A 24,561-nucleotide genomic window follows, 5' to 3' on the forward strand; every position below is an offset into this window, starting at 1 on the left:
ACCAAAACAGATGTAAACGTAGTGAGGTAAATGAGTTAAAGGAGAATTGTCAGAGTAGTCCATACTACACTACAAAAGAAATACCTCTATTGGGTATGTGGGTAATATTATAAACAGTGCATTATCCGAAATGGGAACCGTATTAGAGACGATTATTATAGATGCAAAGCTTGGAGCTGATAAGTTGTCTTCGGATTGGGAGAAGAATAAGGAGAAATCGGGGTATAATCATTTTATGAGAAATGGATCAAATAATAGATTTGGTTTTATGAAAATATATGGGAATGGCACTGAAAATGGAGGATTTAGTAATAGAAGTATAATGAATAATCAAACCATTGATGCGAATGATGCTGGATTTATGGGAGGCGCTGGAGGAGGACTTATTTCGGGGGTTAGTATCTTAGGTAAATTTTTTAGTGGAGTCCAAGATGTTATGGATGCTTTTTCATTAGGAGGTACTGCAGGAGATGCATTAGAGAGTTGGTTTGGTGGAGATAAAGTTAGAAAACATACATTTACTGGTTATAAAGTGAAAAATCCTAATTCAGCTTATGTATATCGTCCAACACCATTGTCTTTTGAACTTATTGAAGTACAAAAAGATACTTTTTTACCAGAGAGTAGAATAAAAAGTACAGATTGGAATAATTTTAAAAATGTTGATTCACTAAATAGAAGTAAAGAGGCAAAAATGTGGAATAATTTATATAATATAAAATGAGATTAGTTAGTTTATTTTTAATCGTAATATTGTTTTTTTCTTGTGAAAAAAAGCAAAAGGAGAAAGATGAATTTGAGGAGTATAAGGATATGCAATTAACAGAGTCACGTACTAAAACTATACGTGGTAATATTAATTATACATTGGATTTGCCTGATACGTTGAGAGTAAATCAACCTTATGATGTTATTTTTAAATTTGATAGCCCTTTTGATACAATAGTAGATCCCATGGTATCAGATAGTCTTAAATATAGGGTTATAACCATGTTTTATTATAAACCAATTAAAGTTGGTGTGAAAAATAAGGATAGTGATTTTGTAATAAAGGATTCTACCTATATTCCTAATAAGTTATTCACATTAGGGAATTTTAAAATAGACGAGAAAGGTAAATATTTGTTTTTAGTGCTAATTGAAGATCAAATTATGTATTATAACTATAATGAAAAAGGCAAAAACGACTCGGTTCATTTTGATAGAATATTTGAAGAAATAACAAAAGAGGTAGTAGTTATTGAGTAAACTACTACCGTTAGAATAGCAACCCACCCCAACCTTCCAAAACCGGATCGTTGGGGTTTGTTATTTAGGGGGGATTGTTTAGTGGATAATTGGGGATGTGTGAAGAGAAATCGAAACGGAGTGGAGATTCATCGAACACCAAAACAGATGTAAACGTAGTGAGGTAAATGAGTTAAGGGAAAATTGTCAGAGTAGTCCATACTGCACTATAAAAGAAACACTTTACCACCGTTACACTATTTGGCCACCGCGCCACCTGGCTCCATCGCTAAAAATGTCTACCAGACATTTTCTTAACGCTCGGCCCTGACATATTCAACGACAATGGGGCAACGTGTTTCAAAAGGTAAAGTACAGCCGAAGACGACAAAAAAGCAACCGTTATGTAAGGATATCTATTGAACAAAGAAAAAAACACGATATTTATGTTTTAATCGAACGAACCGCACGTAGTGCTGTTGGATTCAAGTACAGGCTACTACTATTATGGAGCACGTTATTATGATCCGGGTGCGAGTATGTTTTTATCGGTTGATCTGCATGCTGAAAAGTACCCCAATATTAACCCATATACCTATGTGGCTAATAATCCAATTAATACAATAGATCTCGATGGAAGAGATATTGTTTTTATAATAAACAAAACGCGATATAAATTTGATGGAACTAATTTAGTTAATGGAAAGGGCAATATGGTTAATCCTAAAAGTTATCAGGGAACTACTGTAGGAAGAATAGTTGATACATATAAAAATCTTGCTAAGACGGATAAACACTATAAGATGCAAATTCAAAAGTTAATAGATAGTAAAAATGATCATTTAATAGATACTGATAGAAAGTCTACTAGCGGCGGCGGCGTAAAAGGAGGAAATGAATTTGATAGTAAAAAAAACTTCTGAGAAAAAAGTAATGAAAGGTATTTCAGTTGGGAGTAATACTGCTTATAATTTTGATGATGGATTGAAGAAAAGTTTTGAAAAAAGTAAGGGTGTCCCAAAAACGGATGAAACTAAAGTAGCGCATGAACTTCAACATCAATAGGATTATGAAGTTGGAAATATGAAGGATTCTTATGGGAAGGAAAACAATAATAATCCGTCGGAAATGAGAGCTGTTAAGAATAAGGACATAATTAGAGAAAAATCAAAACTAGGGAAAAGGGTAGATTATGATAGGAAAAAAGAAAAATAGAGCAATAGTACGAATTGGGATATTCATAAGTGTATTTTTGGTTTTTTGCTGTAAAAAAAGTGACATACACAAAAATGATTTATATAGAACAATTGAAAAAATTATTGAAGTAAGTAAAGAGGATGGCTATTCTGATTTTATGGATTTATATTTATTTAAAAAAGGAAACACTGCCGATGAGTTAGTTCACTTTGATATTGATGAATTAAGGCGATTGTATTTTGGAAAACATATTACCAATATCACAGATAATTTGACTTTTGATGAGTTTCTAAGAGAGATTATTGAAAATAGAGTTAATTTGGAATGTGATATTTTAGGTGAATGCTTTTTGATTGATGAGAGTATTAATAAAGAATACAAATTATTAGGATTTAGTAAATTTAAAGAGAAATATACATCGAATATATTTGCGAATGGTATAATATCCTTAAATATTAATAATTTAGAAAGAGAAAAGACGTTGAGTATTATTTATTTTTTTTATTTGAATAATTATTTTACAGATTGGGCAGATTATGAAGGCAGTTATTTCTCTAAGAAGCTATTAGACACTGATATTTTTCAAAGACCTAAAGAAGTTATTGAATTAGAAGAGTTATAACCGATAAATAAAAATAAACACCACCCCAACCTTCCAAAACGGATCAAAGGGGTTTTGTTATTTAGTGGATAATTGGTGATGGGTGAAGAGAAAAGGGTGAATGTCCCTAAATAGGGTTGACCGTTTTTAAACATTAACTTCATTATTAAATATAGTAATAAAAGGTTTGGAAAAAGTACTTTTTCCAAACCTTTTATTTTCAAATTCAACTGGCGTCATTTTAGCTATTGAATTATGAGGGCTGGTATTATTATACTGGTTGACTGCTTTTTTAATTAATCTTCTGAGTTCACAGAAGCTTTTGGGTTTCCAATATTCTAAATAATCATTTTAATGGTTCTATTAATACGTTCAGCATAGGCATTATCTTGTGTAGAAAAAGCCATGCTAATATTTACTCTAATTGTTATTGACAGATGCTGTTCTACACAGCATTCATAAATGGCATACTGGTTGGAAGTACAGCATAGAGTAACCCATGCGATTGTTCATTGCATGCAGAATGATATACTGATGAGAGTAAAGGGTGGAATAACCGATGCGATACTTTTGTTTCTCTTTTCCAAAAATAGGAAATAGTGCTAGAAATAAACGAAGGGATGGCTGAATTTAATAGAAAGGTTGGAGCTAGATTAAATAGAATTTTGTAATTTAGAAGAAATTAATCCAAAAAAATAAACGAATTATGTCGAAAAAAGTTTTAATGTTAGCAGGTGATTTTGTAGAAGATTATGAAGTAATGGTACCTTATCAAGCTTTGTTATCTGTAGGTGTAGCGGTTGATGTAGTTTGCCCTGGAAAGAAAAAAAATGAGGTAATTGCTACAGCCATTCACGATTTTGTTGGATTTCAAACTTATGCAGAAAGTAGAGGACATAATTTTGTGATTAACAAGAGTTTTGATGAGGTTCGCCTAGAGGATTATGCGGGACTATACGTATGTGGAGGCCGTGCACCCGAATACATCCGATTGAATCATCGCGTGATAGAGATAGTTCAATACTTTTTCGAGAAAAACCTACCAATCGCTGCCATTTGTCACGGTATTCAAGTGTTGACTCCTGCTAATGTATTAAAGGGGAGAACGCTGACTGCTTATCCAGCAATTGGTCCTGATATTGTAGTTGCAGGTGGAATTTATAAAGAAATTGATGTGGATAAAGCCTTTACAGATGGCAATTTAACCACTTCACCCGCATGGCCAGGTCATCCGGCTATTTTGAGTGAGTTTTATAAATTATTAGGTATAAAAATAAGCTAAGTATTTGCTTTAATTGTTATAGTTTGCGCTACTAAAAAAGAACACTTGTAAAACATTTCTTATTTTAGCAGCGCTAATTTTTTATTTATGATTTCAGAACAACAATTTCAAGCAGAATTAAAACAAATTATCACCAATGCAATTCGGGAAGATGTAGGAGAAGGTGATCATAGTTCACTGGCCTGTATCCCTGTAAACGCAAAGGGAAAAGCACATGTATTAGTCAAAGAAGAAGGCTTTATTGCGGGTGTTGAATTTGCAAAAATGATTCTTCATGAGGTAGATACTACTCTAGAGGTTGCTGTTTTTATTGAAGATGGTGCTGCAGTAAAAGTAGGTGATATTGTATTAGAAGTTACCGGATCTTCTCAATCGATTCTAAAAGCAGAGCGCTTTATGTTAAATGCGATGCAACGCATGAGTGCTATTGCAACGAAAACACGTGTTTTTGTGGATTTATTAGCGGGGACGGGAACCAAAATATTGGATACCAGAAAAACAACCCCAGGGATTCGCGCCATTGAAAAATGGGCTGTGAAAATTGCAGGTGGTGAAAATCACCGTTTTGCCTTATATGATATGATCATGTTGAAAGACAATCATATTGATTTTGCAGGGGGAATAAAAGAAGCTATCGATAAAACAAATGCCTATTTAATAGACAACAAGAAAGCGTTGAAAATTATTGTCGAAGCACGCAACTTAGATGAAGTACAACAAATCTTAGCTTGTGATAATGTTTATCGTATCTTGTTGGATAATTTTGACTTTGAAAACACTAAAAAAGCAGTGGAATTAATTGGCAAGCAATGTCAAACAGAATCATCAGGTAATATTAATGAACTTACCGTAAGAGAATATGCGCTTTGTGGCGTTGACTTTGTTTCATCGGGAGCATTGACACATTCCGTCTACAATATGGATTTAAGTTTAAAAGCTGTTTTATAGCGTATAGAAAAAAGGGCATGTCTAGAGAAGTAGAGGATAAATTAGATCGGATACCGATTATCAATAAAATCGTTCGGGGATTACAGCGAGTAAAGTTTTCTTTTCTTGAGGGGTATTCGTTGTATGATTTAATTGAGTTGTATTTAGTGGGTATCATAAAAGGAGCCTTTTCGTATCGGGCAGGTTCTATTGCCTTTAGCTTTTTTATGGCTTTGTTTCCTTTTGCCCTTTTTATTCTTAACCTGATTCCCTACATTCCAATTGATAATTTTCAAACGGATTTCTTGCAGTTTATTGAAAATTCAGTACCTCCGAATACCTACGAAGCCATTCAATCTATTATTCTTGATATTATGAATAATAGTTACAAATCTCTACTATCATCGGGGTTTTTACTTTCCATTTTTTTAATGACTAATGGGGTATTTGCCATTATAGGTGGATTTGAATCCTCGTACCATATCACCATTTCTCGCAATATTATTAGACAATATCTAGTGGCTTTAGCCTTATCGCTGATTTTATCTTTTGTGTTGATTTTCTCCGTCGCCTTTTACGTTATTTTAGAAGTATTAATCTATCGTTTTGGTATTGGTCTAAATTGGTTGGTTTGGGTAAGGAACCTTTATTTGCTCTTGGTTGTTTTATTGACAACGTCAATTTTGTATAAATTTGGAGCCAAAGAAACAAAAGGAGTCTCTTTCATTTCTATAGGATCTGTTTTTACAACCATCTTATATGTTTTAACTTCATATGGCTTTGGTGTTTATGTACTTCGATTTGCCCGATACAACGAATTATATGGCTCTATAGGAACTTTACTAGTAGTCATGTTTTATTTGTGGATTAACTGTATGATTTTATTGCTGGGTTTTGAGTTAAATTTAGCAATTCGTAAGATTAAGTTAAAAAAATAAGTATATTTGAGTATATAACTTAAATTAAAATAGTAAAATAGTATGAGAAATTCAATCTTTACAGTTCTGTTTTTACTAGGTGGTTTGCTGACAATGAATGCGCAAGCTATTGTGGGGAAATGGAAGACAATTGACGATAAAACAGGTGATGCTAAATCCGTGGTAGAAATCACAGAAAAAGACGGGAAATATTTTGGAAAAGTAGTAGAGATTTTAAATCCTGCCAAAAAAACATCCAAATGCGATAATTGTTCGGGTGTAGATAAAGGAAAACCGATTGAAGGTTTGGTGATTATCAAGAACCTGAAAAAAAATGGAGATGAATATTCAGGCGGAACGATTACAGATCCTGAATCTGGAAAAGAATACAAATGCAGTATTAAAACCAATGGGAGTAGTAAACTAGATGTAAGAGGCTATGTAGGTATCTCTTTGATTGGTAGAACACAAACTTGGACTAAATTATAATATATGAAAAGGTTATCCGCAAAGGATAGCCTTTTGTCTTATATAAGACTGCGGTTGTTTTTATACTTACTTTTTACTTTTTTTTAATAGTTTGGGTTAGAATAAACAAGAAGAAGGGATTCGCAAGTGTAAATTAAAAGGAGTATATTTGATTGTGTAACACAAAGTAGAAACAACGAAATAGAATGAGGAACTTACTATTGACAACCCTGTTTTTATTTGGTGGTTTATTGACCATGAATGCCCAATATTCGATTGTTGGCAAATGGAAAACAACAGATGATAAAACGGGTGATGCAAAAGCTATTGTTGAAATAAAGGAAAGCAAAGGTCGGTATACAGGGAAAATTATATCTATTTTTGATCCAGAGAAGAAGGATGCTACATGTGAAAACTGCCCTGGACAAGAGGCTGTGAAAAAATATGTGGGGTTGACTATTCTCAAGAATATGGTTAAGGATGGAGATGAATATACAGGCGGAACAATTATGGATCCTGAATCGGGAATAGAATATAAATGTACGTTGAAACTTGTTGGGTATAGTAAATTAGAAGTAAAAGGTTCGGTAAGTATTCTGTTACTGGGAAAATCACAAACTTGGACTAAACAGTAATATAATAAGAAGGCTATCCTCGGGATGGCTTGTATGTAAAAAAATAGAGATGAAAAGTAATCATTTGATTTTTAGTGTAATCGCTCTCGGATTAGGAGGGTGTGCTTCATTTCAGTCTTCGTATCAACCCTTTATGTATGATAACGGACCCGATTATGTAGTTGAAGGGGTCTATCGAATTGTAGATGAAGAAGGGAAAATGGGGTTTGCAAATGTAAGAGGGGAAGTGGTTATACAGCCTCAATTTGCTTTTGTATTTCCATTTGAAAATGGCTTAGCTAAAGCAACACAAGAAGGGAAAAAACAAGAAGTAGAAGGTTCTAAAGGAGAATATCACTATTGGAATAGTGAAAATTGGTTTTATATCGATAAGAAAGGAAATACTGTTTCTAATCAACCCAATAATTAAATCATCTCATCTTTTTATTTTTAGCCAAAGGCTTGCTACCTTTGTAGTGATTAATCAATCCTAGCATGTATTATTTTGTTGAGGTAATTGTACCTTTAGCTTTAGATCCAACATTTACTTATCGAATTAATGAAATCGAATTTGATTTTATTCAAATTGGTATGCGTGTAGCTGTCCCTTTTGGACGCAATAAAGTATACACCGCCTTAGTGGTTGAAAAACACCATCGTCAGCCTTCCATCTATGAAGCAAAAGAAATTCATGAAATTATCGACGTCGAACCTGTAGTTACCCCCGATCAAATTAAGTTTTGGAAGTGGTTGGCTGAATATTACATGTGCACGATTGGAGAGGTTTACAAAGGCGCCATGCCTTCTCGTTTACTGCTGGAAAGTGAAACAATTATTCAATGGAATGATAAGGTTTTAGTAAATTCAGCTGATTTAGACGATGCAGAATACCTCTTGTATGAAGCGATGCAAATCCAATCCATCTTAAAAATTGATGAGGTTATCGCGATTCTCAATCGCAAAAAAGTTTTTCCTGTGCTTAATAGTTTACTGTCTAAAGGGCTTATTTTGTTGCAAGAAGAAATGATTGAGAAGTATAAACCCAAGCAGATTCGCTATGTGCGTCTAGGGGAAGCCTACACACAAGAAGATGGCTTGACGAAATTGATGGAATTAGTTAATCGGGCGACCAAACAACGCGAATTAATTTTAAAATACTTTCAGTTACAAGCGACGCAGAAAAAACCAATTAGTGTAAAACAACTGATGGAGGAAGGACAGGCGAGTCAAGCTATAGTTAATGCTTTAATAGAAAAAGAAATTTTTGAATCGTATTATATCAACCATGATCGGGTTGTTTTCAATGAGGCAACTTCAGATACTATTCAATTGACCGATGACCAAAGTAAAGCGCTGTGGGAAATTGAGCAGCAATTCAAAGAAAAAGAAGTGGTGCTCTTACATGGGGTAACGGCCTCTGGAAAGACGGAAGTTTATATTAAATTAATTGAAAAATATTTAGCTCAGGAAGGGCAAGTATTATTCCTTTTGCCTGAAGTAGGGATTAGTACCCAATTAGTTCAGCGTTTAACGGCTTATTTTGGCAATCAAGTAGCGGTTTATCATTCGAGATATTCCCATAATGAACGTTTGGAAGTTTGGAATCAGGTGTTGCAACAATCCGAAAAAGCAAAAGTTATTATCGGAACGCGATTATCTGTTTTTCTACCTTTTCAAGATTTGCGTTTGGTTGTGATTGATGAGGAACATGACGGGAACTATAAGCAACAGGATCCCGCACCCCGCTATCATGGACGCGATGCTGCTATTGTTTTAGCGATGCAACACAAAACGAAAGTGTTACTGGGATCTGCGACACCAAGTTTAGAAAGTTATTACAACGCTACCCAAGGCAAATATGGCTTGGTGGAGCTAACGAAGCGATATACCAATGTATTGTTGCCTGATATTGTTTTGGTGGATATCAAAGAAAAGTACAAGCGAAAGCAAATGACTGGCCATTTTTCAGATCAACTGGTGGATGAAATAAATCAAGCGTTGTCTTTGGAAGAACAAGTGATTCTCTTTCAAAATAGAAGAGGATTCTCTCCAGTAGTCGAATGTATGACCTGCGGTGCGGTTCCAGAGTGTCCGCATTGTGATGTGAGTTTGACGTATCACAAATACAAAAACGAACTGCGTTGTCACTATTGTGGATATACGTTGCCTATGCCTAAACAATGTGTTAGATGCCATAGTGTTGATTTAAATACCAAAGGGTTTGGTACGGAACAAGTAGAAGAGGAGTTGCAAGAGTTATTTCCAACTAAGCGAATTGCGCGTATGGATCAAGATACAACTCGAGGGAAGTACGCCTATGAAAAATTAATTGAAGCGTTTGAAAACAAGCAAATTGATATTTTAGTAGGCACACAAATGTTAGCCAAAGGATTTGATTTTGAGAATGTAAACTTAGTTGGAATTATGAATGCCGACAATAGTTTATACCACCCTGATTTTCGAGCTCATGAACGCGCTTTTCAGATGATAACACAAATAGCAGGGCGTTCAGGACGATTTGACAAAAAGGGAAAAGTGATTATTCAAACCTTTAATCCCTATCACAATATCATTCAGCAAGTAACGAATTACGATTATAAATCCATGTATAAAGAGCAGATGTATGAACGGCATAACTTTCAATACCCTCCTTTTTATCGCTTAATTCGCTTGACGTTAAAGCACCGTGAATTTGAAAAATTAAAAGAAGCTTCTTTTTGGTTGTACAACAACTTAAAAGGACAGCTGGGAGTTCCTGTGTTAGGACCCGAAGAACCTGGGATTAATAGAATTAGAAATCAATATATCCGCGTCATCCTACTTAAGATTCCGCAACAAGTACCCTTGAATCAGACCAAAGGACAAGTAAGGCGAATGCTAAAAAGTTTTGAGTCAATTGGCGCTTATCGTTCGGTGCATGTAGTTGCAAATGTGGATTTTTATTAGAAAAACTAGCTTTTTGTAAAATTTAAAAAAATAAAAATGAATCAACCTAAAATTGTTGTGTCATCAGAATCGATGCAAAGTGAAGATAAGTACGATGTAATTTATTCAAATATTTTATTTGTCAATTTAATACGAGAAGAAGCAGCTGATGACAATGAAGAGGAGGAAGATGAGGCGGAGGACAAGGTAGATGAGCTGATTCCACATGATGCTTTTTTGAGCTACTATGTAGATTATTATTTATCGCAATACGAAAATGGAAACTTTTCTCAATTTGTTTACAATACAGGAGCGGACTTTGAGGTAATCGATTGGATTATCGACGGTTTAAAAAAAATGGGTTCTACAGAGCACCTGGCGTTGTTGCAAAAACAAGTAGAAGTTTTAGAAGCAATGGATGAGGTTGTTTTGGAAGCTTTTATTGAAAGTGATTATTTCGGAGCAAATCCAATACGAGATCTTTTAAATAACGATAGTTTCTTTACCTTAAAAGAAGATTTAATTGATTTAAATGCAACTTGGTTAAAAACACATCCCGATTTATTGGTTTTATCGACGGATGAAATGTATGACTATGCCGAAGAGCTATTGGATAAAAAAATAGAAAGAGACTAGGCTAAAGTGCAGCTAAATAGAGAAATTGGAGTAAGTGAACAAGGTATATTTGGATATTTGAAAATAAACTAAAAAAACTTTGGTAGATGATAAGTAAAGTACTATTTTTGCACTCAATTTTATAACAAAATAAATTTTATATTTATGAATCAATACGAAACTGTTTTCATCTTGAATCCCGTTTTATCTGAAACTCAGGTAAAGGAAACAGTACAGAAATTCGAGGAATTTCTTACTTCAAGAGGAGCTGAAATGGTAGCTAAAGAGGATTGGGGCTTAAAAAAATTAGCTTACGAAATCCAAAACAAAAAAAGTGGTTTTTATCACTTATTTGAGTACAAAGTTACTGGAGATATACTTATCAATCTTGAAACAGAATTTAGACGTGACGAAAGAATTATGCGTTTCTTAACTGTTGCTTTAGATAAACACGCTGTATCTTGGGCTGAGAGAAGAAGAGAAAAATTAAAATCTAAAAAAGCTTAATTACTATGTCAACTATTGAGCAATCTGCAAAAGGAAAAAAAGACGGAGATATCAGATATCTAACGCCTTTAAATATAGAAACAAACAAAACTAAAAAGTATTGTCGTTTCAAAAAATCTGGAATCAAATACATCGATTATAAAGATGCTGATTTCTTATTAAAATTCGTAAATGAGCAAGGTAAAATTTTACCTCGCCGTTTAACTGGAACTTCTTTAAAATACCAAAGAAAAGTTTCTGTAGCGGTAAAAAGAGCGCGTCACTTAGCTTTAATGCCATACGTAGCGGATTTATTAAAATAATATAAAATACAAGTTGTTGGTTTTCAATTTTGAAACCTAACTTCTTATTAAAGGACATCAACATGGAAATCATTTTAAAACAAGACGTTCAAAAATTAGGATTTAAAGATGACGTAGTAACTGTAAAACCAGGATACGGACGTAACTACTTAATTCCTCAAGGACTTGCAGTTTTAGCTACACCTTCTGCAAAGAAAGTATTAGCTGAAAACTTAAAGCAAAGAGCGCACAAAGAAGCGAAAGTAATCGCTGATGCTAAAGTTGTTGCTGATGCATTAAGAGCAATTGAAATCAAAATCACGGTTAAAGCGGGTGGAGAGAAATTGTTTGGATCAGTTACTAACCAAGATTTAGCTGAAGTATTTGCTAAAAACGGACAATCAATTGATAAGAAATTTATCACTTCAGGTGTTATCAAACGTTTAGGTAAATATTCTGCAACAGTACGTTTACACCGTGACGTAATTGTTGAGGTTGATTACGAAGTAATCGCTGAACAAGCATAATTTAGTAAAACAAGATTTCTTGTTTACTCTAAAGATAAACTTACGAAAAGCCTTCCTAATTTAGGGAGGCTTTTTTTCGTATGCGAAATACAGCTCGCGCTATTGTTTCTTAAAAAAGTATTCATTGCGCATTATTTATTCAAGGTATGGATATAAAAAAAAGATTTGATCGGATTGTAAGTATATTTATTCACTTGCAAGCCAAACCTATTGTAACTGCTCAAGAGCTGGCCAATCGATTTGAGGTTAGTTTGCGCACCATCTACAGAGATATTCGCTCTTTGGAGCAAGCAGGGGTGCCTATTTACAGTGAAGCAGGGGTGGGGTATTCTTTGGTGGATGGGTATAAAATTCCGCCTACGTTGTTTACAAGTGAAGAAGCCTTGAGTTTTGTTGCGGCCGAAAAGATTATGCAGGTATATGTAGATCAAGAACTCCGCGAGAACTTTAGCTCGGCCTTATTTAAAATGAAAGCCGTTTTGCGTTCGTCTCAAAAAGCCGAAGTATCGGGTATTGTACCTTCAGTTGTTATACGCTCGGATAAGACCCTCTTTAATCAAAAAGTACCATCTGCTTTAGCCACTTTGTTTAAAAGTATTTCACTTAAACAACAAGTAGAAATCCGATACCTAAATAGTGCAGATACCGTAGCAGTTACTCGTATTGTAGAGCCAATAGGTGTATTTCACGAAAATAGTTTTTGGTATTTTATGGCGTATTGCCATTTGCGTCAATCCCATCGACAATTTAGATCTGATCGCATTCAGGCTATTCAATTACTCAAGGTCCCTTTTGCTCTTGCCCATGGTGATTTAGAAACCTATCTGCCTACTAAAGTGGTGGAGCGAAACGTAGAGGTTCGCATTTTGATTACAAAAAAAATAGCTTCTTATTTGGTTTGGGATCGGCAGTATTACGGTTTTGTTGAAGAGATTGATAGAGGTGAACAGGTTGAAATGTATTTCAAAATGAAAGATTTTGACAATGGATTTCCCCGTTGGTTCTTGATGTTTGCCGATCAAGCAGAAATCATTGAACCTGAAGAATTGCGCGAAAAGGTAGAATTGCTCTTAAGAAATAGTTTAGCAAAACACCAAAAAAAATAAAAGTCCTTTCAATCAATTGAAAGGACTTTTTTATTAAAACGTTTCCCAGAAATAAGGAGGTTCAATGCCTAGTGCTCGTAAGTAAACATACGCTTGTCCACGGTGGTGAATTTCATTGTCAATGAAATAAAAAATATGCTGTTGAATTCTTAAATCATATTCTCCAAATAGAACGAAGTTTTGTTGAAATTGGGCTTCTGAAAGTTGAGGAAATAAAGTATTGATGTTTTCGGTATCTTCATCCCATTGTTTTAAAAGTTCTTCTTTAGATGTGAATTTGGACATCTCATCTAATTTTTCTGCCTTTCCTGAGGTGAAAGAGCGTAAAGAGGGAACCGCAATGGCAATTATCTCGGCACACATGGCCGAAAAGGGACGCATACCGCCAATTGTAAAGTTGAATAAATCTCCTTCTGGAAATGCGTCTATCACGCGTCTAGTTAGTCTTCTTTGTCCTTGCCAATACGCTAATAAATCCTGTTTTAATAAAATTTCTGTTTTCATTTGTTGTATATTTTTGAATGATATACGGCAAATGTAAGAGAGAGGATTGACAACTGTGTGGCAGTAGGTTTTTACTTTAATTTTTTTACTAGGCTTAACCGCTGAAACGAAAAAAATCTATTTTATAATTAGTATTTTTGTACTTCAAATAAAGCATTATGAAATATTCTCGTCTGACAAAAGAACAATTTGAGGAGTTACATCCAGAGTTTGTGAAATTTTTAGCTGCACAGCAAATCGATAAAAAGGAATGGGATAAGTTAAAAGAAGAAAAGCCTGAAGTTGCCGAACAAGAGTTAGATGTTTTTTCAGATTTGATATGGGAGGGTGTCTTGACTAAAGCCCAATATCTGGAACATTATTCGAAAAATCATATCTTCTTATTTGGGTTTGATGAAAAATACATCAATACTATTGTTATAAAATCCCTGCAACAAGATATTGATTTCTTGACGCAAGAGGGATTAAAGTGGTTGTCTGAAGCTGTTTTTACAGCGGATGTAGAAGTAAAACACGGAGGAAAGGATTTTGGGGCAGATCGCAATACGGAGATTTTTGAAATCATCCGTCAAGGTGCAATTTTAAGTGAGGGTGTGTTGTACACGCAATTTAAAGAGATGTTGAATTTGTAAGCAGATAGAATGACAGAAATTGAACAAAAAATAGAGGCCCTTAGGAGGGAGTTAAACGAACATAATTACAACTATTATGTGTTGGATAATGCTGCCATTTCTGATTTTGAATTTGATCAAAAATTAAAGGAATTAGAGGTTTTAGAAGCTAAATATCCCGCGTTTTTTTCTGTGGATTCCCCTACGCAACGCGTGGGTGGAGTAGTGACTAAAAACTTTGAAACCATTGTGCATCGCAATCGAATGTATTCGTTGGATAATTCCTATTCTCAAGAAGATCTTTTGGATTGGGAAAAGCGAATTCAAAAGCTGTTGGGAGATGTTCCAGTGGAGTATACGTGCGAGTTAAAATACGACGGTGCTTCTATAAGTATTACCTATGAAAATGGAGAATTAGTACGAGCCGTTACACGTGGAGATGGAATTCAAGGAGATGATGTAACGAATAATATAAAAACAATAAAATCCGTTCCCATTCGATTAAAAGGGACGGATTATCCCAAAAGCTTTGATATTCGAGGGGAGATTATCTTGCCTTTTGCTGGATTTGAGCGCATGAATCAGGAATTGATTGAAATTGGAGAGGCACCGTATGCTAATCCTAGAAATACAGCCTCAGGAAGCTTAAAGTTACAAGATAGCGCAGAAGTAGCTAAACGTCCTTTGGAGTGCTTGTTGTACAACCTAATCGGTTCGGATTTGGGATTTGAAACCCAGTACGAAGGATTGGAAAAAGCACGCCAATGGGGATTTAAAGTTCCCGCTATTTCCAAAATAGCTAAAAGTTTAGATGAAGTTTTGGAATTTATAACCTATTGGGATACACATCGTCATACATTGCCCTACGAAACGGATGGTGTAGTTGTAAAAGTGAATTCACTCCATTATCAGGATGAATTGGGGTTTACATCAAAATCTCCCCGTTGGGCGATTGCGTATAAATTTAAAGCAGAACAAGGGGAAACGCTATTAGAATCTATCGTATATCAAGTAGGACGGACAGGAGCAATTACCCCTGTAGCAAATTTAGCTCCCGTTCAATTAGCTGGAACTACAGTTCGACGTGCTTCTTTACACAATGCAGATCAAATTGCAAAGCTCGATGTTCGCGTGGGGGATTCTGTTTATGTGGAAAAAGGAGGAGAGATTATTCCTAAAATTGTAGGGGTAAATACAGCTGTTCGCGCTTTAGAATCTCAACCGACCGTGTATATCACTACTTGTCCAGAATGCGATACCCCTTTGAAACGTAACAGAGGAGAAGCGCAACACTATTGCCCGAATGTATATGGATGTCCGCCGCAAATAGTGGGGCGTATTCAGCATTATATTTCTCGAAAAGCCATGGATATTGAAGGTTTAGGAGAGGAAACGGTAACGTTGTTGTATAAAAATGGCTTGATAAAAGACTATGCCGATTTATATGAACTCAAAAAAGAAGACGTCTTGCCTTTAGAGCGCATGGCTGAAAAATCCGCAGATAATTTAATTAATGGGATTGAAGCTTCTAAATCGATTCCATTTGAAAGAGTGCTCTATGGATTAGGGATTCGCTATGTTGGAGAAACCGTGGCTAAAAAATTAGCCAATCACTATAAGTCTATTGACGCATTAGCTGTAGCTCCCTTAGTGGAAATGATTACCGTAGATGAAATTGGGGAACGCATTGCCCAAAGTGTCATTGATTTCTTTAGTAATGATATCAATAAACAAACGATTCAAAGACTGAAGGAATATGGGGTACAACTGGTGTTGGAGGAAAAAGAATCAACGGTTGTTTCTGATCTTTTACAAGGAAAAACAGTAGTCGTTTCTGGTGTTTTTACCCAAGTAAGTCGAGATGAACTCAAACAAATGATCGAAGATCACGGCGGGAAAAACGGCAGTTCAATCACGTCAAAAACGGACTATGTCGTAGCGGGAGATAAAATGGGGCCTTCTAAATTAGAAAAAGCAACGAAGCTAGGTGTGACTATTTTGACAGAAGATGCCTTTTTAGCGATGATTAAATAATTTGTTGTTAAAGTAGTTAGAAAATTATTAAGCTTTTTCTAACTTTACTTCTTATCAAATAAATATGTTTAGTACTTTCAAAAAGAAAACATTAAAAAAAGAGATTAATAAAGCCACAGTAAAAGGGTTAGCTTTGGATTTTGACTTTACGCTTAAGACAATTGGTATTTTGATTGAGAAGAGTGAGGTGTCAAAGGTGGATGAAATTATTCAAGAACTGCAGCAACAAGGAGTAGCAACAGATCAAATTAATGTTTTAGTTTACACTGGATTAACCAAGCCTAAACAACTGAATGAGGCTTCGTTTAGTATGAAGGACTTTACGTTAGGTGGAGATATTCACAACCAAGGAGTACAAGACTTTATTGAAAAACCTTTTGATCTATTGATTAATTTTTATGCAAAAGATAGCGTACCTTTACTATGGATAAGTACAAAATCAAAAGCGAAATTTAAGGTTGGAATAGCAGCAGTTACCCCCAAAATAAATCACTTTAGTTTAGATATTCCAGCGCTTGATGCAAGGGCATATGTTAAACATTTGATGAATTATATAACTATTTTTAAAACGAAGTAAAAGAATATGCAATCGCTAAAAGGAACAGGAGTTGCTTTGATAACTCCATTTAAAAAAGATCAGTCTGTGGATATTGCGGCACTACAAAACTTGGTAGAGTACGTGACCAAAGGAGGTGTAGAATATCTAGTTGTTTTAGGAACAACTGGGGAAGCAGCTACTTTAACTAAAGAAGAAAAAGAAGTAGTAAAACAGACCGTAAAACAAGCGAATGCTGGGAGATTACCTCTGGTTTTAGGTGTTGGAGGAAATTATACAGCCCAAGTTATTGAAGAACTAGCTCCCTCTAATTTAGCAGGGTTTGATGCTATTTTGTCTGTATCTCCCTATTACAATAAACCAACTCAAGAAGGAATCTATCAACATTTTAAAGCGATTGCTCAAAAAAGTAGCTTACCTATCTTGTTGTACAATGTACCTGGACGTACAGGTAGCAACATGAATCCCGAAACAGTAATTCGTTTAGCCAATGAGTTTCCAACTATTGTTGGAATTAAAGAGGCTGCCGGAAATATGGTGCAAGGGATGGAGTTGATTAGACAAACGACACGAAAAGATTTTCTGGTTATTTCGGGTGATGATGCCATTGCTTTACCTTTAGTATTAGCAGGAGGAGCGGGCGTTATTTCAGTTATTGGACAGGGGATTCCTCAACCATTTTCAACGATGATCCGCTTGGGATTGGAAGGAAAAATAAAAGAAGCCTTTGAACTGCAATATCAAATGATGCCTAGTATTGATTTAATTTTTGAACAAGGAAATCCAGCGGGAATTAAAGCGATGTTGGCACATGCAGGTGTGATTGAAAATCAATTGCGTTTGCCTTTGGTTACTGTAGATCAAGATTTAGAACAACGAATAGAAAACGAATTTAATAAACTCAAAAAATAAAACTATGTTATCGAAAAAATTGCAAGATGCTTTAAACGGACAGATTAAAATTGAAGGAGATTCATCCCAAATTTATTTAGCGATGGCAACTTGGGCAGAAGTTCAAGGTTTTGAAGGAATTGCTTCTTTTATGTATGATCAATCCAATGAAGAGCGCGTTCATATGCTTAAATTAATCAAGTATATCAATCAAAGAGGAGGAGAAGCAACTATACCGGCAGTAGCAAAACCAGAATTAGATTATGCTTCATTCAAAACGCTTTTTACTCAACTTTTTGCACACGAAGTATTTGTATCAAAAAGCATCAATGACTTAGTGCATATTGCCCTGGAAGAACGCGATTATGCAACGCATAATTTCTTACAGTGGTATGTATCTGAGCAAATTGAAGAAGAAGCTACCGCACGTACAATCTTAGATAAAATCAATCTTATCGGAGATGATAAAGGAGGCCTTTATTTATTCGATAATGATATGAAAAGCTTTAGAGGAGATGCAGGTACAGCAGCAACTACAGCTTAATTTTTAAAAATAATAGTACTAAAAAGATGCTTGTAGGAGCATCTTTTTTTGCTGTGGATTGATTTGTAAATGAAATATAAAGAAAAATGGAACGTTTACCATAGGGTATCTCTCCATCGATAAATAAGAATATTGGAAAGACTGGTTGACAAATCACAAGGTCTTACGTTTAAAGAGGTTGGAATACTAACCCTCTATCTTGTTAAAATAAAACAAAAAAGAGCTTTTTTTCTTTTTAGTAAAGAAAGGTTTTTGTATAATGCAATTATATAACTAAATTTGCAGTTGCTTTTGAAGTACTATTACTCAAGCACGTGATTGTTTAATACCGAATAAAAAAAATGAAAAAATACATCGGATTATCTCTTTTAGCACTAACTTTTGTAGGATGTTCTCCTTTGCAAAAAGCTATGAAATCAGAAGATTTGGAACTTAAAAAAGACGTTGCAAATCAATATTATGAACAACAGAAGTATAGAAAAGCTATCCGATTATATGAACAAGTAGAGACTTCTTTTAGAGGTCGACCTGGGTATGAGGGGATGTATTTTAATTTTGCGGAAGCAACGTACTTAACCAAGGATTATATGCTTGCGGCTGAGCGATTCAAATTATTCGCAGCTACATATCCAAGAGATGAGAAAAGAGAAGAGGCTTTGTTGAAAGAAATTAAATGTGGGGTAGAATTATCTCCTGTTTATTCTTTGGATCAAACCATCACTCAAACAACTATAGGCAAATTGCAAAAGTTTATCGATCAATATCCAGGCTCTAATTTTATTTTTGAAGCCAATCAGATTATGAGCGAGATGAATAGAAAAATAGAAAAGAAAACGTTTGAAAATGCCAAACAGTTAAACACAATAGGTGCATATACAAGAAATTACGGGGCTGCAATTGTAGCTTTGGATAATTTTATATACGATTTTCCAGGAACACAGTATAAAGAAGAAGCGCTATATTATAAATTGGATTCAGCTTATAAATTAGCTATGAATAGTGTGTATAGTAGACTAGAAGAACGTTTGAATAATGCAAAAGGAATGTATGATGCATTGATTCGTTTTAACAGTGAAACACAATACAAGCCACAAGCAGATAAAATGCTTGCGGAAATAAATACAGAATTACAAAAAATTTCAAAATAACCTAAGCGTAAAATGGATTTAAAGAAAACAACTGCTCCAGTAAACACAATTACTTACAACAAAAGTAAAATTGAAGAGCCAACTGGTAATATCTATGAAGCTATTACTATTATCGCAAAGAGAGCAAGTCAAATCAACGTTGAAATTAAAAACGAATTGATCGATAAGTTAGAAGAGTTCGCTACTAATAATGATAGTTTAGATGAAGTTTTTGAAAATAAAGAACAAATTGAAGTTTCTAAATTCTATGAAAAATTGCCTAAAGCACAAGCATTAGCAGTTGAAGAATGGTTGGATGGGAAAATTTCATACAAACAAGTTAACAAATAACAAAACTACAAGATGTCAGTGTTAAGCGGGAAAAAGATATTACTGGGTATAACTGGTGGAATTGCCGCTTATAAAACGGCAGCTTTAGTGCGTTTACTTTGTAAAGCAGGTGCCGAGGTTCAAGTAATCCAGACACCTGCTTCTCATCAATTTATCACCCCTTTTACCTTATCTACTTTATCAAAAAAACCCGTGTATACGGAGTTTTTTAATGCTAAAGAAGGAGGAACATGGAATAATCACGTGGAATTAGCACTTTGGGCAGATGTAATGCTTATTGCTCCTGCAACCGCTAATACGTTGGCTAAAATGGCGCACGGATTATGTGATAACCTACTTTTAGCCGTATACATGTCAGCTAAATGTCCCGTTTATATAGCACCTGCTATGGACTTGGACATGTATGTTCATCCCTCAACAGAAAAAAATCTGGCTACTTTAGCTTCGTATAAGCACGTAATCATTCCTGCTGAAGAAGGAGAGTTAGCAAGCGGATTGATTGGAAAAGGAAGAATGGCAGAACCAGAAACTATTGTTTCGGTTTTACAAGATGCATTCGCAAATACAGATATTTTACCCCTTCAAGGTAGAAAAGTTTTAATTACTGCAGGTCCTACATACGAACCTATTGATCCCGTGCGTTTTATTGGTAATCACTCTTCAGGAAAAATGGGGTATGATATCGCTAAAGCAGTCGCCAATCAAGGCGGAGAGGTTATTTTAGTTAGTGGACCAACCAATCAAAAAATAGACCACCCACACGTTAAAGTTATTGCGATTCAGTCTGCTTTAGAAATGTATCAAGCCTGTCATCAGTACTTTGAAGAAGTAGATGCCGTCGTTGCCGCAGCAGCAGTGGCCGATTATCGGCCTAAAAATGTAGCAGCGCAAAAAATAAAGAAAAATGAAGAAGAGTTTAGTATTGTGATGGATAAAAATCCAGATATCTTAGCTTCTTTAGGTGCAAAAAAAACGCATCAATTTATGGTGGGTTTTGCTTTGGAAACTGAAAATGAGATTGAACATGCAAAACAGAAGATTAGAAAGAAAAATTTAGACTTAATTGTGCTAAATTCACTAAATGATACGGGAGCAGGTTTTGGAAAACCCACGAATAAAGTTACCTTTATAGATAAAGAATTTAAGGTAGAACCAATGGAACTAAAATCGAAAGAGGAGGTTGCTAAAGATATCGTCAATAAAATAATTCAACAGTATGAATAAACTTTTTGGACTTTTCGCTTGTTTTTTTCTGTGGATAGGCACTTGTCAGGCACAAGAATTAAACGCGAATGTGAGTGTGAATTTCGCACAAGTAGGGAATACACATCAAAACTATTTTCGCACCTTAGAAAAGTCTTTAAAAGAATTATTAAATCAAACAACATGGACCTCTCAACGGTTTAATACCAATGAGAAGATCGATTGTAATTTTTTATTAACGGTAACTTCTTTTGATAATAATACCAATGTATCGGGTACGTTGCAAGTTCAATATAGTCGGCCTATTTTCAATACAACTTATACAAGTCCTGTATTAAATTTTAATGACAAGGATATTGCTTTTTCTTATACCGAATTTGAACCTTTGAGATATAGCTCAGGTACGTATGAATCAAATCTTATTTCGTTGGTTTCTTTTTATGTACATACCATCTTAGGTATGGATAGTGATACTTTTGTCAAAGATGGGGGAAATGCTTATTATCAAGAAGCTTCCCTAATTGCTTCTATGGCACAGCAATCTGGCGCAAAAGGATGGAAACAAGGAGATGGAACGAATACGCGTTACGTCCTAATTAATGATCTTTCCTCTGGGGCTAGCAGACCCTTTCGCGAAGCTTTGTATACCTATCATCGCTTAGGACTAGATACCATGAGTGAAGGGCTAGAAAGTGGTCGTGATGGCATTTATAAAGGTCTGGGTGAATTAAAACAATATAATGCTGTGCGTTCGAATTCTTTGTTAATACGCACGTTTTTTGATGCTAAAACAGAAGAGTTAGTTAACTTATACACAGGTATTACAGATCAAAATAAGAAGCGTGTGGTTGAAATACTTCAAACAGTATCTCCCTTAAATGCTTCTAAGTGGAATAATTTATAAGTATCTTTCATTTGTAGAATATAAAATTTTCGGGGTATGCTTACGTCTTTGAGTATTAAAAATTTCGCTTTAATAGATCATTTAGAAATAGAGTTTTTTAAAGGTTTTTCTATTATTACGGGTGAAACGGGTGCTGGAAAATCCATTGTTTTAGGCGCATTAGGCTTATTACAAGGGAAGCGTGCGGATTTGGGATCCCTTAAAAATAAGGAAGAAAAATGCGTGATTGAAGGACACTTTAATGTAGATCCTTATAAATTGGAAGAATTGTATTCTTTCTTGGATATGGACTATGAACCCGTTACAATCATTCGAAGAGAAATCTTACCTTCTGGAAAATCGAGAGCTTTTGTCAATGATTCACCTGTAAACTTAACGGAATTACAAGAGTTAAGTGCCGTGTTGATTGATATTCATTCTCAACATCAGACCAGTGAATTAAACGAAGAGAACTATCAAATTAAGGTAATTGATGCTATTGCTAAAAATGAAGAAATTTTAGAAGAGTATCAAAAGCATTTAAAAATATATAAGACTTCAATTCAGCAACTCAAACAATTAAAAGACGAGGAAGTTGAATTGCTTAAAGAACAAGATTATAATGCCTTTCTTTTAGAAGAATTGGAAGGGGCTAATTTAACAACGATTAATCAAGTAGAATTAGAAAGTGAATTCGATAAATTGAATAACGTTGAGCATGTACGAGATAGTTTTGCACTTGCAACTCAAATTCTTACCGTCGATCAAATGGGAGTAATTCAAGGATTAAAAGAATTGCGACAATCACTTTTAAAAATTTCAACGGTTTCAAAAGAGTATGAAGAGCTTTACAATCGCGTCGTTAGTGCTGAAATTGAAGTAGCGGATTTAGCTAATGAGATAGAACGCGAAATGGATCATGTTATTTCTGATCCAGAGCGTTTAATCGCTGTAAATGAGCGTTTACAAATTTTGTATGCCTTGCAAAAAAAGCATCAAGTAAATACGGTTGAAGAGCTATTGGCTATTCAAATGGGTTTAAGTGATAAAGTTTTTAAAGTATCCGGAATTCAAGAGCAAATAGCAGAGGTTGAAAAAAAGATACAAACCTTGATTGTAAAGCTAGATCAACTAGCGCTTCAACTTTCTCAAGCAAGACAGCAAGCAGTTCCAGCTTTGCAAAAACAATTGCAAGAATTATTGACTTTAGTAGGAATGCCTCATGCTGTTTTTCAGTTTGATTTTAAAACCATAGATCACTATCTAAATAATGGAAAAGATCAAATGCAATTGTTGTTTTCAGCGAATAAAGGGATGGATTACGGCTTGCTTAAAAAGGTAGCTTCTGGTGGAGAATTATCGCGTATTATGTTAGCCATTAAGGCTATTTTAGCGCGTTATTCTAATTTGCCAACTATTGTTTTTGATGAAATTGATACCGGAGTTTCGGGTGAAGTTGCCGATAAAATGGGGGTAATCATGAAAGATATGAGTATTTTAATGCAAGTTTTTGCTATTACTCATTTGCCTCAAATTGCCGCAAAAGGACACCAACATTATAAGGTTTTTAAAGCCTCGGAAGGGGAATCCACAACCTCAAAATTAATTCAATTAGATCAAGCTAACCGCATAGAAGAAATTGCACAAATGCTTTCGGGAAAAGATATTACAGAATCAGCTTTGCAACATGCGAAGGAGTTGTTGAACAGTTAACTATGGACGGTTTACAGTTTACAGTGAACGGTTAACTGCAAACTAAAAAAGGACGTTAAGAAATTTTCTTAGCGTCCTTTTTTAATTAAATCCTATTTTTATTAGGGTTTGGGTTGTTCAAAAATAGTATGAGTTGCTTTTTCTTTTTCAAGAACCCTGAAGTAACCTAAAGCCTCTTTTTTAGGCGTGGTTAGATTCTTAACATTACCTACTATTTTTCCACTAGGTACTTGAAAAGGACCACCACCATTGTTTATAGCATCCGATAAACGCAGAGCAAAATCAAAATAGTTTCTAGATATCTGTCCCAATTCAAGGTCTACCTTTTCTCCTGGTTGAATATCTTTATCCGCAATGAACATAGATTCTATTCTGTTTCCTTTCGAAAATTCATTAGATAAAACGGATAGGGAAGGACTTTTTCTTGGCTCGTTATAGTAGAGATAGTAATAATTTAAATTTTGATTCGCTCTCGGTACATCTTGGTAATAAATACGCAAAACATAATAGGTGTCTTCAAAGTACTTTTCTCTACTTTGAGTAATTTCTACTATTTCAGGGCTATTGATAAAGGTTTCTGTCGCCTCATATAGATCGTTATCATATTCAATATTTAATTTGAACGTTTCTCCCTCCAGCGGTTTATTGATTTCTGTTGAATAATAAATCCCCGTTTCTGCTAATTCCTGGAACATAAAACGGTTGCCTTGTTTGTCTTGAATCGATACTACTGCTTTGTTTGCAGGGGGAATTACCGGATTGAAATAATCCGTTGTGAGAGTTAATTTCACAAAGACGGAGTCTGTTGTTCCTATTCGATTAAAGTCTATATTCGCTTCTACCACTAATCTTGGTTCAGCAGTTGGTAAGTCAATATCAATTATCTCGGTACAAGAAGCAAGAGATACAGTTAATAGAATGAGGATATAATAGGATAATGCTTTCATTTT

The 24,561-nt window shown here is 34.8% G+C and carries 29 protein-coding genes; 27 read left to right on the top strand and 2 right to left on the bottom strand.

The genetic code is table 11. The annotated features are described in order from the left end of the window. The first annotated feature begins 97 nt into the window (after positions 1 to 97). The 17 genes from ACMHJ2_RS05605 (at position 98) to ACMHJ2_RS05685 (ending at position 13,194) form a co-directional block, all read left to right on the top strand. A complete protein-coding gene (locus tag ACMHJ2_RS05605) occupies positions 98 to 724 on the top strand; it encodes a hypothetical protein (RefSeq protein WP_413511980.1) in 627 nt (208 codons plus the stop codon). After that, positions 721 to 1,248, top strand: a complete 528-nt coding sequence (locus tag ACMHJ2_RS05610; RefSeq protein WP_413511981.1) for a hypothetical protein — start codon at positions 721 to 723, stop codon at positions 1,246 to 1,248. The genes ACMHJ2_RS05605 and ACMHJ2_RS05610 overlap by 4 nt, the downstream gene beginning before the upstream one ends. A gap of 452 nt (positions 1,249 to 1,700) precedes the next feature. After that, positions 1,701 to 2,150, top strand: coding sequence for an RHS repeat-associated core domain-containing protein (locus ACMHJ2_RS05615; protein ID WP_413511982.1), 450 nt, complete (start codon positions 1,701 to 1,703; stop codon positions 2,148 to 2,150). After that, positions 2,122 to 2,292 carry a hypothetical protein gene (locus ACMHJ2_RS05620; RefSeq protein WP_413511983.1) on the top strand — a complete coding sequence of 57 codons (171 nt, stop codon included), beginning with the start codon at positions 2,122 to 2,124 and terminating at the stop codon, positions 2,290 to 2,292. Before ACMHJ2_RS05615 ends, ACMHJ2_RS05620 begins: the two co-directional genes overlap by 29 nt. Before the next feature lie 127 nt (positions 2,293 to 2,419). Beyond that, entirely contained in the window at positions 2,420 to 3,046 is a 627-nt protein-coding gene (locus ACMHJ2_RS05625) for a hypothetical protein (RefSeq protein ID WP_413511984.1), read from the top strand. 685 nt (positions 3,047 to 3,731) lie between these two features. Next, positions 3,732 to 4,307 (top strand): DJ-1/PfpI family protein, encoded by a 576-nt coding sequence (locus ACMHJ2_RS05630; RefSeq protein WP_413511985.1) that lies wholly within the window; start codon positions 3,732 to 3,734, stop codon positions 4,305 to 4,307. 87 nt (positions 4,308 to 4,394) lie between these two features. Then, positions 4,395 to 5,255, top strand: coding sequence for a carboxylating nicotinate-nucleotide diphosphorylase (gene nadC / locus ACMHJ2_RS05635; protein WP_413511986.1), 861 nt, complete (start codon positions 4,395 to 4,397; stop codon positions 5,253 to 5,255). A gap of 17 nt (positions 5,256 to 5,272) precedes the next feature. Beyond that, positions 5,273 to 6,172: a YihY/virulence factor BrkB family protein gene (locus ACMHJ2_RS05640; RefSeq protein WP_413511987.1), complete on the top strand. Its 900-nt coding sequence runs from the start codon at positions 5,273 to 5,275 to the stop codon at positions 6,170 to 6,172. 42 nt (positions 6,173 to 6,214) lie between these two features. Continuing rightward, the gene (locus tag ACMHJ2_RS05645; protein ID WP_413511988.1) at positions 6,215 to 6,640 is read left to right on the top strand and encodes a DUF2147 domain-containing protein; all 426 of its coding nucleotides are present in this window, start codon (positions 6,215 to 6,217) and stop codon (positions 6,638 to 6,640) included. A gap of 185 nt (positions 6,641 to 6,825) precedes the next feature. Further along, positions 6,826 to 7,254 (top strand): DUF2147 domain-containing protein, encoded by a 429-nt coding sequence (locus ACMHJ2_RS05650; RefSeq protein ID WP_413511989.1) that lies wholly within the window; start codon positions 6,826 to 6,828, stop codon positions 7,252 to 7,254. A gap of 49 nt (positions 7,255 to 7,303) precedes the next feature. Then, entirely contained in the window at positions 7,304 to 7,663 is a 360-nt protein-coding gene (locus ACMHJ2_RS05655; RefSeq protein ID WP_413511990.1) for a WG repeat-containing protein, read from the top strand. Positions 7,664 to 7,728: 65 nt separating this feature from the next. Beyond that, positions 7,729 to 10,179, top strand: a complete 2,451-nt coding sequence (gene priA / locus ACMHJ2_RS05660) for a primosomal protein N' (protein WP_413511991.1) — start codon at positions 7,729 to 7,731, stop codon at positions 10,177 to 10,179. 36 nt (positions 10,180 to 10,215) lie between these two features. Beyond that, the gene (locus ACMHJ2_RS05665; protein WP_413511992.1) at positions 10,216 to 10,794 is read left to right on the top strand and encodes a DUF4375 domain-containing protein; all 579 of its coding nucleotides are present in this window, start codon (positions 10,216 to 10,218) and stop codon (positions 10,792 to 10,794) included. Positions 10,795 to 10,938: 144 nt separating this feature from the next. Then, on the top strand, positions 10,939 to 11,280 hold the full coding sequence (gene rpsF, locus ACMHJ2_RS05670; RefSeq protein WP_413511993.1) for a 30S ribosomal protein S6: 342 nt from the start codon (positions 10,939 to 10,941) through the stop codon (positions 11,278 to 11,280). 5 nt (positions 11,281 to 11,285) lie between these two features. Then, positions 11,286 to 11,582 carry a 30S ribosomal protein S18 gene (gene rpsR, locus ACMHJ2_RS05675; RefSeq protein WP_002987043.1) on the top strand — a complete coding sequence of 99 codons (297 nt, stop codon included), beginning with the start codon at positions 11,286 to 11,288 and terminating at the stop codon, positions 11,580 to 11,582. A gap of 62 nt (positions 11,583 to 11,644) precedes the next feature. After that, entirely contained in the window at positions 11,645 to 12,088 is a 444-nt protein-coding gene (gene rplI / locus ACMHJ2_RS05680) for a 50S ribosomal protein L9 (RefSeq protein ID WP_413512133.1), read from the top strand. Positions 12,089 to 12,234: 146 nt separating this feature from the next. Beyond that, a complete protein-coding gene (locus ACMHJ2_RS05685) occupies positions 12,235 to 13,194 on the top strand; it encodes a helix-turn-helix transcriptional regulator (RefSeq protein WP_413511994.1) in 960 nt (319 codons plus the stop codon). A 33-nt stretch (positions 13,195 to 13,227) separates the two neighbouring features. On the opposite strand, the gene ACMHJ2_RS05690 is transcribed toward ACMHJ2_RS05685, so the two are convergent. Further along, positions 13,228 to 13,698 (bottom strand): DinB family protein, encoded by a 471-nt coding sequence (locus ACMHJ2_RS05690; RefSeq protein ID WP_413511995.1) that lies wholly within the window; start codon positions 13,696 to 13,698, stop codon positions 13,228 to 13,230. A 158-nt stretch (positions 13,699 to 13,856) separates the two neighbouring features. Here ACMHJ2_RS05690 and ACMHJ2_RS05695 point away from each other — a divergent pair, with 158 nt between their 5' ends. From ACMHJ2_RS05695 to recN, 10 genes are all read left to right on the top strand, one after another. Then, on the top strand, positions 13,857 to 14,330 hold the full coding sequence (locus tag ACMHJ2_RS05695; RefSeq protein ID WP_413511996.1) for a DUF6495 family protein: 474 nt from the start codon (positions 13,857 to 13,859) through the stop codon (positions 14,328 to 14,330). Between the two features lie 9 nt (positions 14,331 to 14,339). Then, positions 14,340 to 16,343 (top strand): NAD-dependent DNA ligase LigA, encoded by a 2,004-nt coding sequence (gene ligA, locus ACMHJ2_RS05700; protein WP_413511997.1) that lies wholly within the window; start codon positions 14,340 to 14,342, stop codon positions 16,341 to 16,343. Positions 16,344 to 16,407: 64 nt separating this feature from the next. After that, the gene (locus ACMHJ2_RS05705) at positions 16,408 to 16,920 is read left to right on the top strand and encodes a DUF6913 domain-containing protein (protein ID WP_413511998.1); all 513 of its coding nucleotides are present in this window, start codon (positions 16,408 to 16,410) and stop codon (positions 16,918 to 16,920) included. Positions 16,921 to 16,926: 6 nt separating this feature from the next. Next, a complete protein-coding gene (gene dapA / locus ACMHJ2_RS05710; RefSeq protein WP_413511999.1) occupies positions 16,927 to 17,811 on the top strand; it encodes a 4-hydroxy-tetrahydrodipicolinate synthase in 885 nt (294 codons plus the stop codon). Between the two features lie 4 nt (positions 17,812 to 17,815). After that, positions 17,816 to 18,334 (top strand): ferritin, encoded by a 519-nt coding sequence (locus ACMHJ2_RS05715; protein WP_413512000.1) that lies wholly within the window; start codon positions 17,816 to 17,818, stop codon positions 18,332 to 18,334. A 341-nt stretch (positions 18,335 to 18,675) separates the two neighbouring features. Then, on the top strand, positions 18,676 to 19,482 hold the full coding sequence (locus ACMHJ2_RS05720; protein ID WP_413512001.1) for an outer membrane protein assembly factor BamD: 807 nt from the start codon (positions 18,676 to 18,678) through the stop codon (positions 19,480 to 19,482). 12 nt (positions 19,483 to 19,494) lie between these two features. Next, entirely contained in the window at positions 19,495 to 19,812 is a 318-nt protein-coding gene (locus ACMHJ2_RS05725; RefSeq protein WP_413512002.1) for a DNA-directed RNA polymerase subunit omega, read from the top strand. Positions 19,813 to 19,824: 12 nt separating this feature from the next. Further along, the gene (gene coaBC / locus ACMHJ2_RS05730) at positions 19,825 to 21,036 is read left to right on the top strand and encodes a bifunctional phosphopantothenoylcysteine decarboxylase/phosphopantothenate--cysteine ligase CoaBC (protein WP_413512003.1); all 1,212 of its coding nucleotides are present in this window, start codon (positions 19,825 to 19,827) and stop codon (positions 21,034 to 21,036) included. Next, entirely contained in the window at positions 21,029 to 21,919 is an 891-nt protein-coding gene (locus ACMHJ2_RS05735; RefSeq protein WP_413512004.1) for a DUF4835 family protein, read from the top strand. The genes coaBC and ACMHJ2_RS05735 overlap by 8 nt, the downstream gene beginning before the upstream one ends. 36 nt (positions 21,920 to 21,955) lie before the next feature. Then, positions 21,956 to 23,611 (top strand): DNA repair protein RecN, encoded by a 1,656-nt coding sequence (gene recN, locus ACMHJ2_RS05740; RefSeq protein ID WP_413512005.1) that lies wholly within the window; start codon positions 21,956 to 21,958, stop codon positions 23,609 to 23,611. A 101-nt stretch (positions 23,612 to 23,712) separates the two neighbouring features. Here the strand turns inward: recN and ACMHJ2_RS05745 are convergent, their stop codons facing one another. Beyond that, entirely contained in the window at positions 23,713 to 24,558 is an 846-nt protein-coding gene (locus tag ACMHJ2_RS05745; protein ID WP_413512006.1) for a DUF4249 family protein, read from the bottom strand. Positions 24,559 to 24,561 lie beyond the last annotated feature (3 nt).

This window comes from Myroides odoratus, assembly GCF_965118575.1.
Classification (GTDB): domain Bacteria; phylum Bacteroidota; class Bacteroidia; order Flavobacteriales; family Flavobacteriaceae; genus Flavobacterium; species Flavobacterium odoratum_B.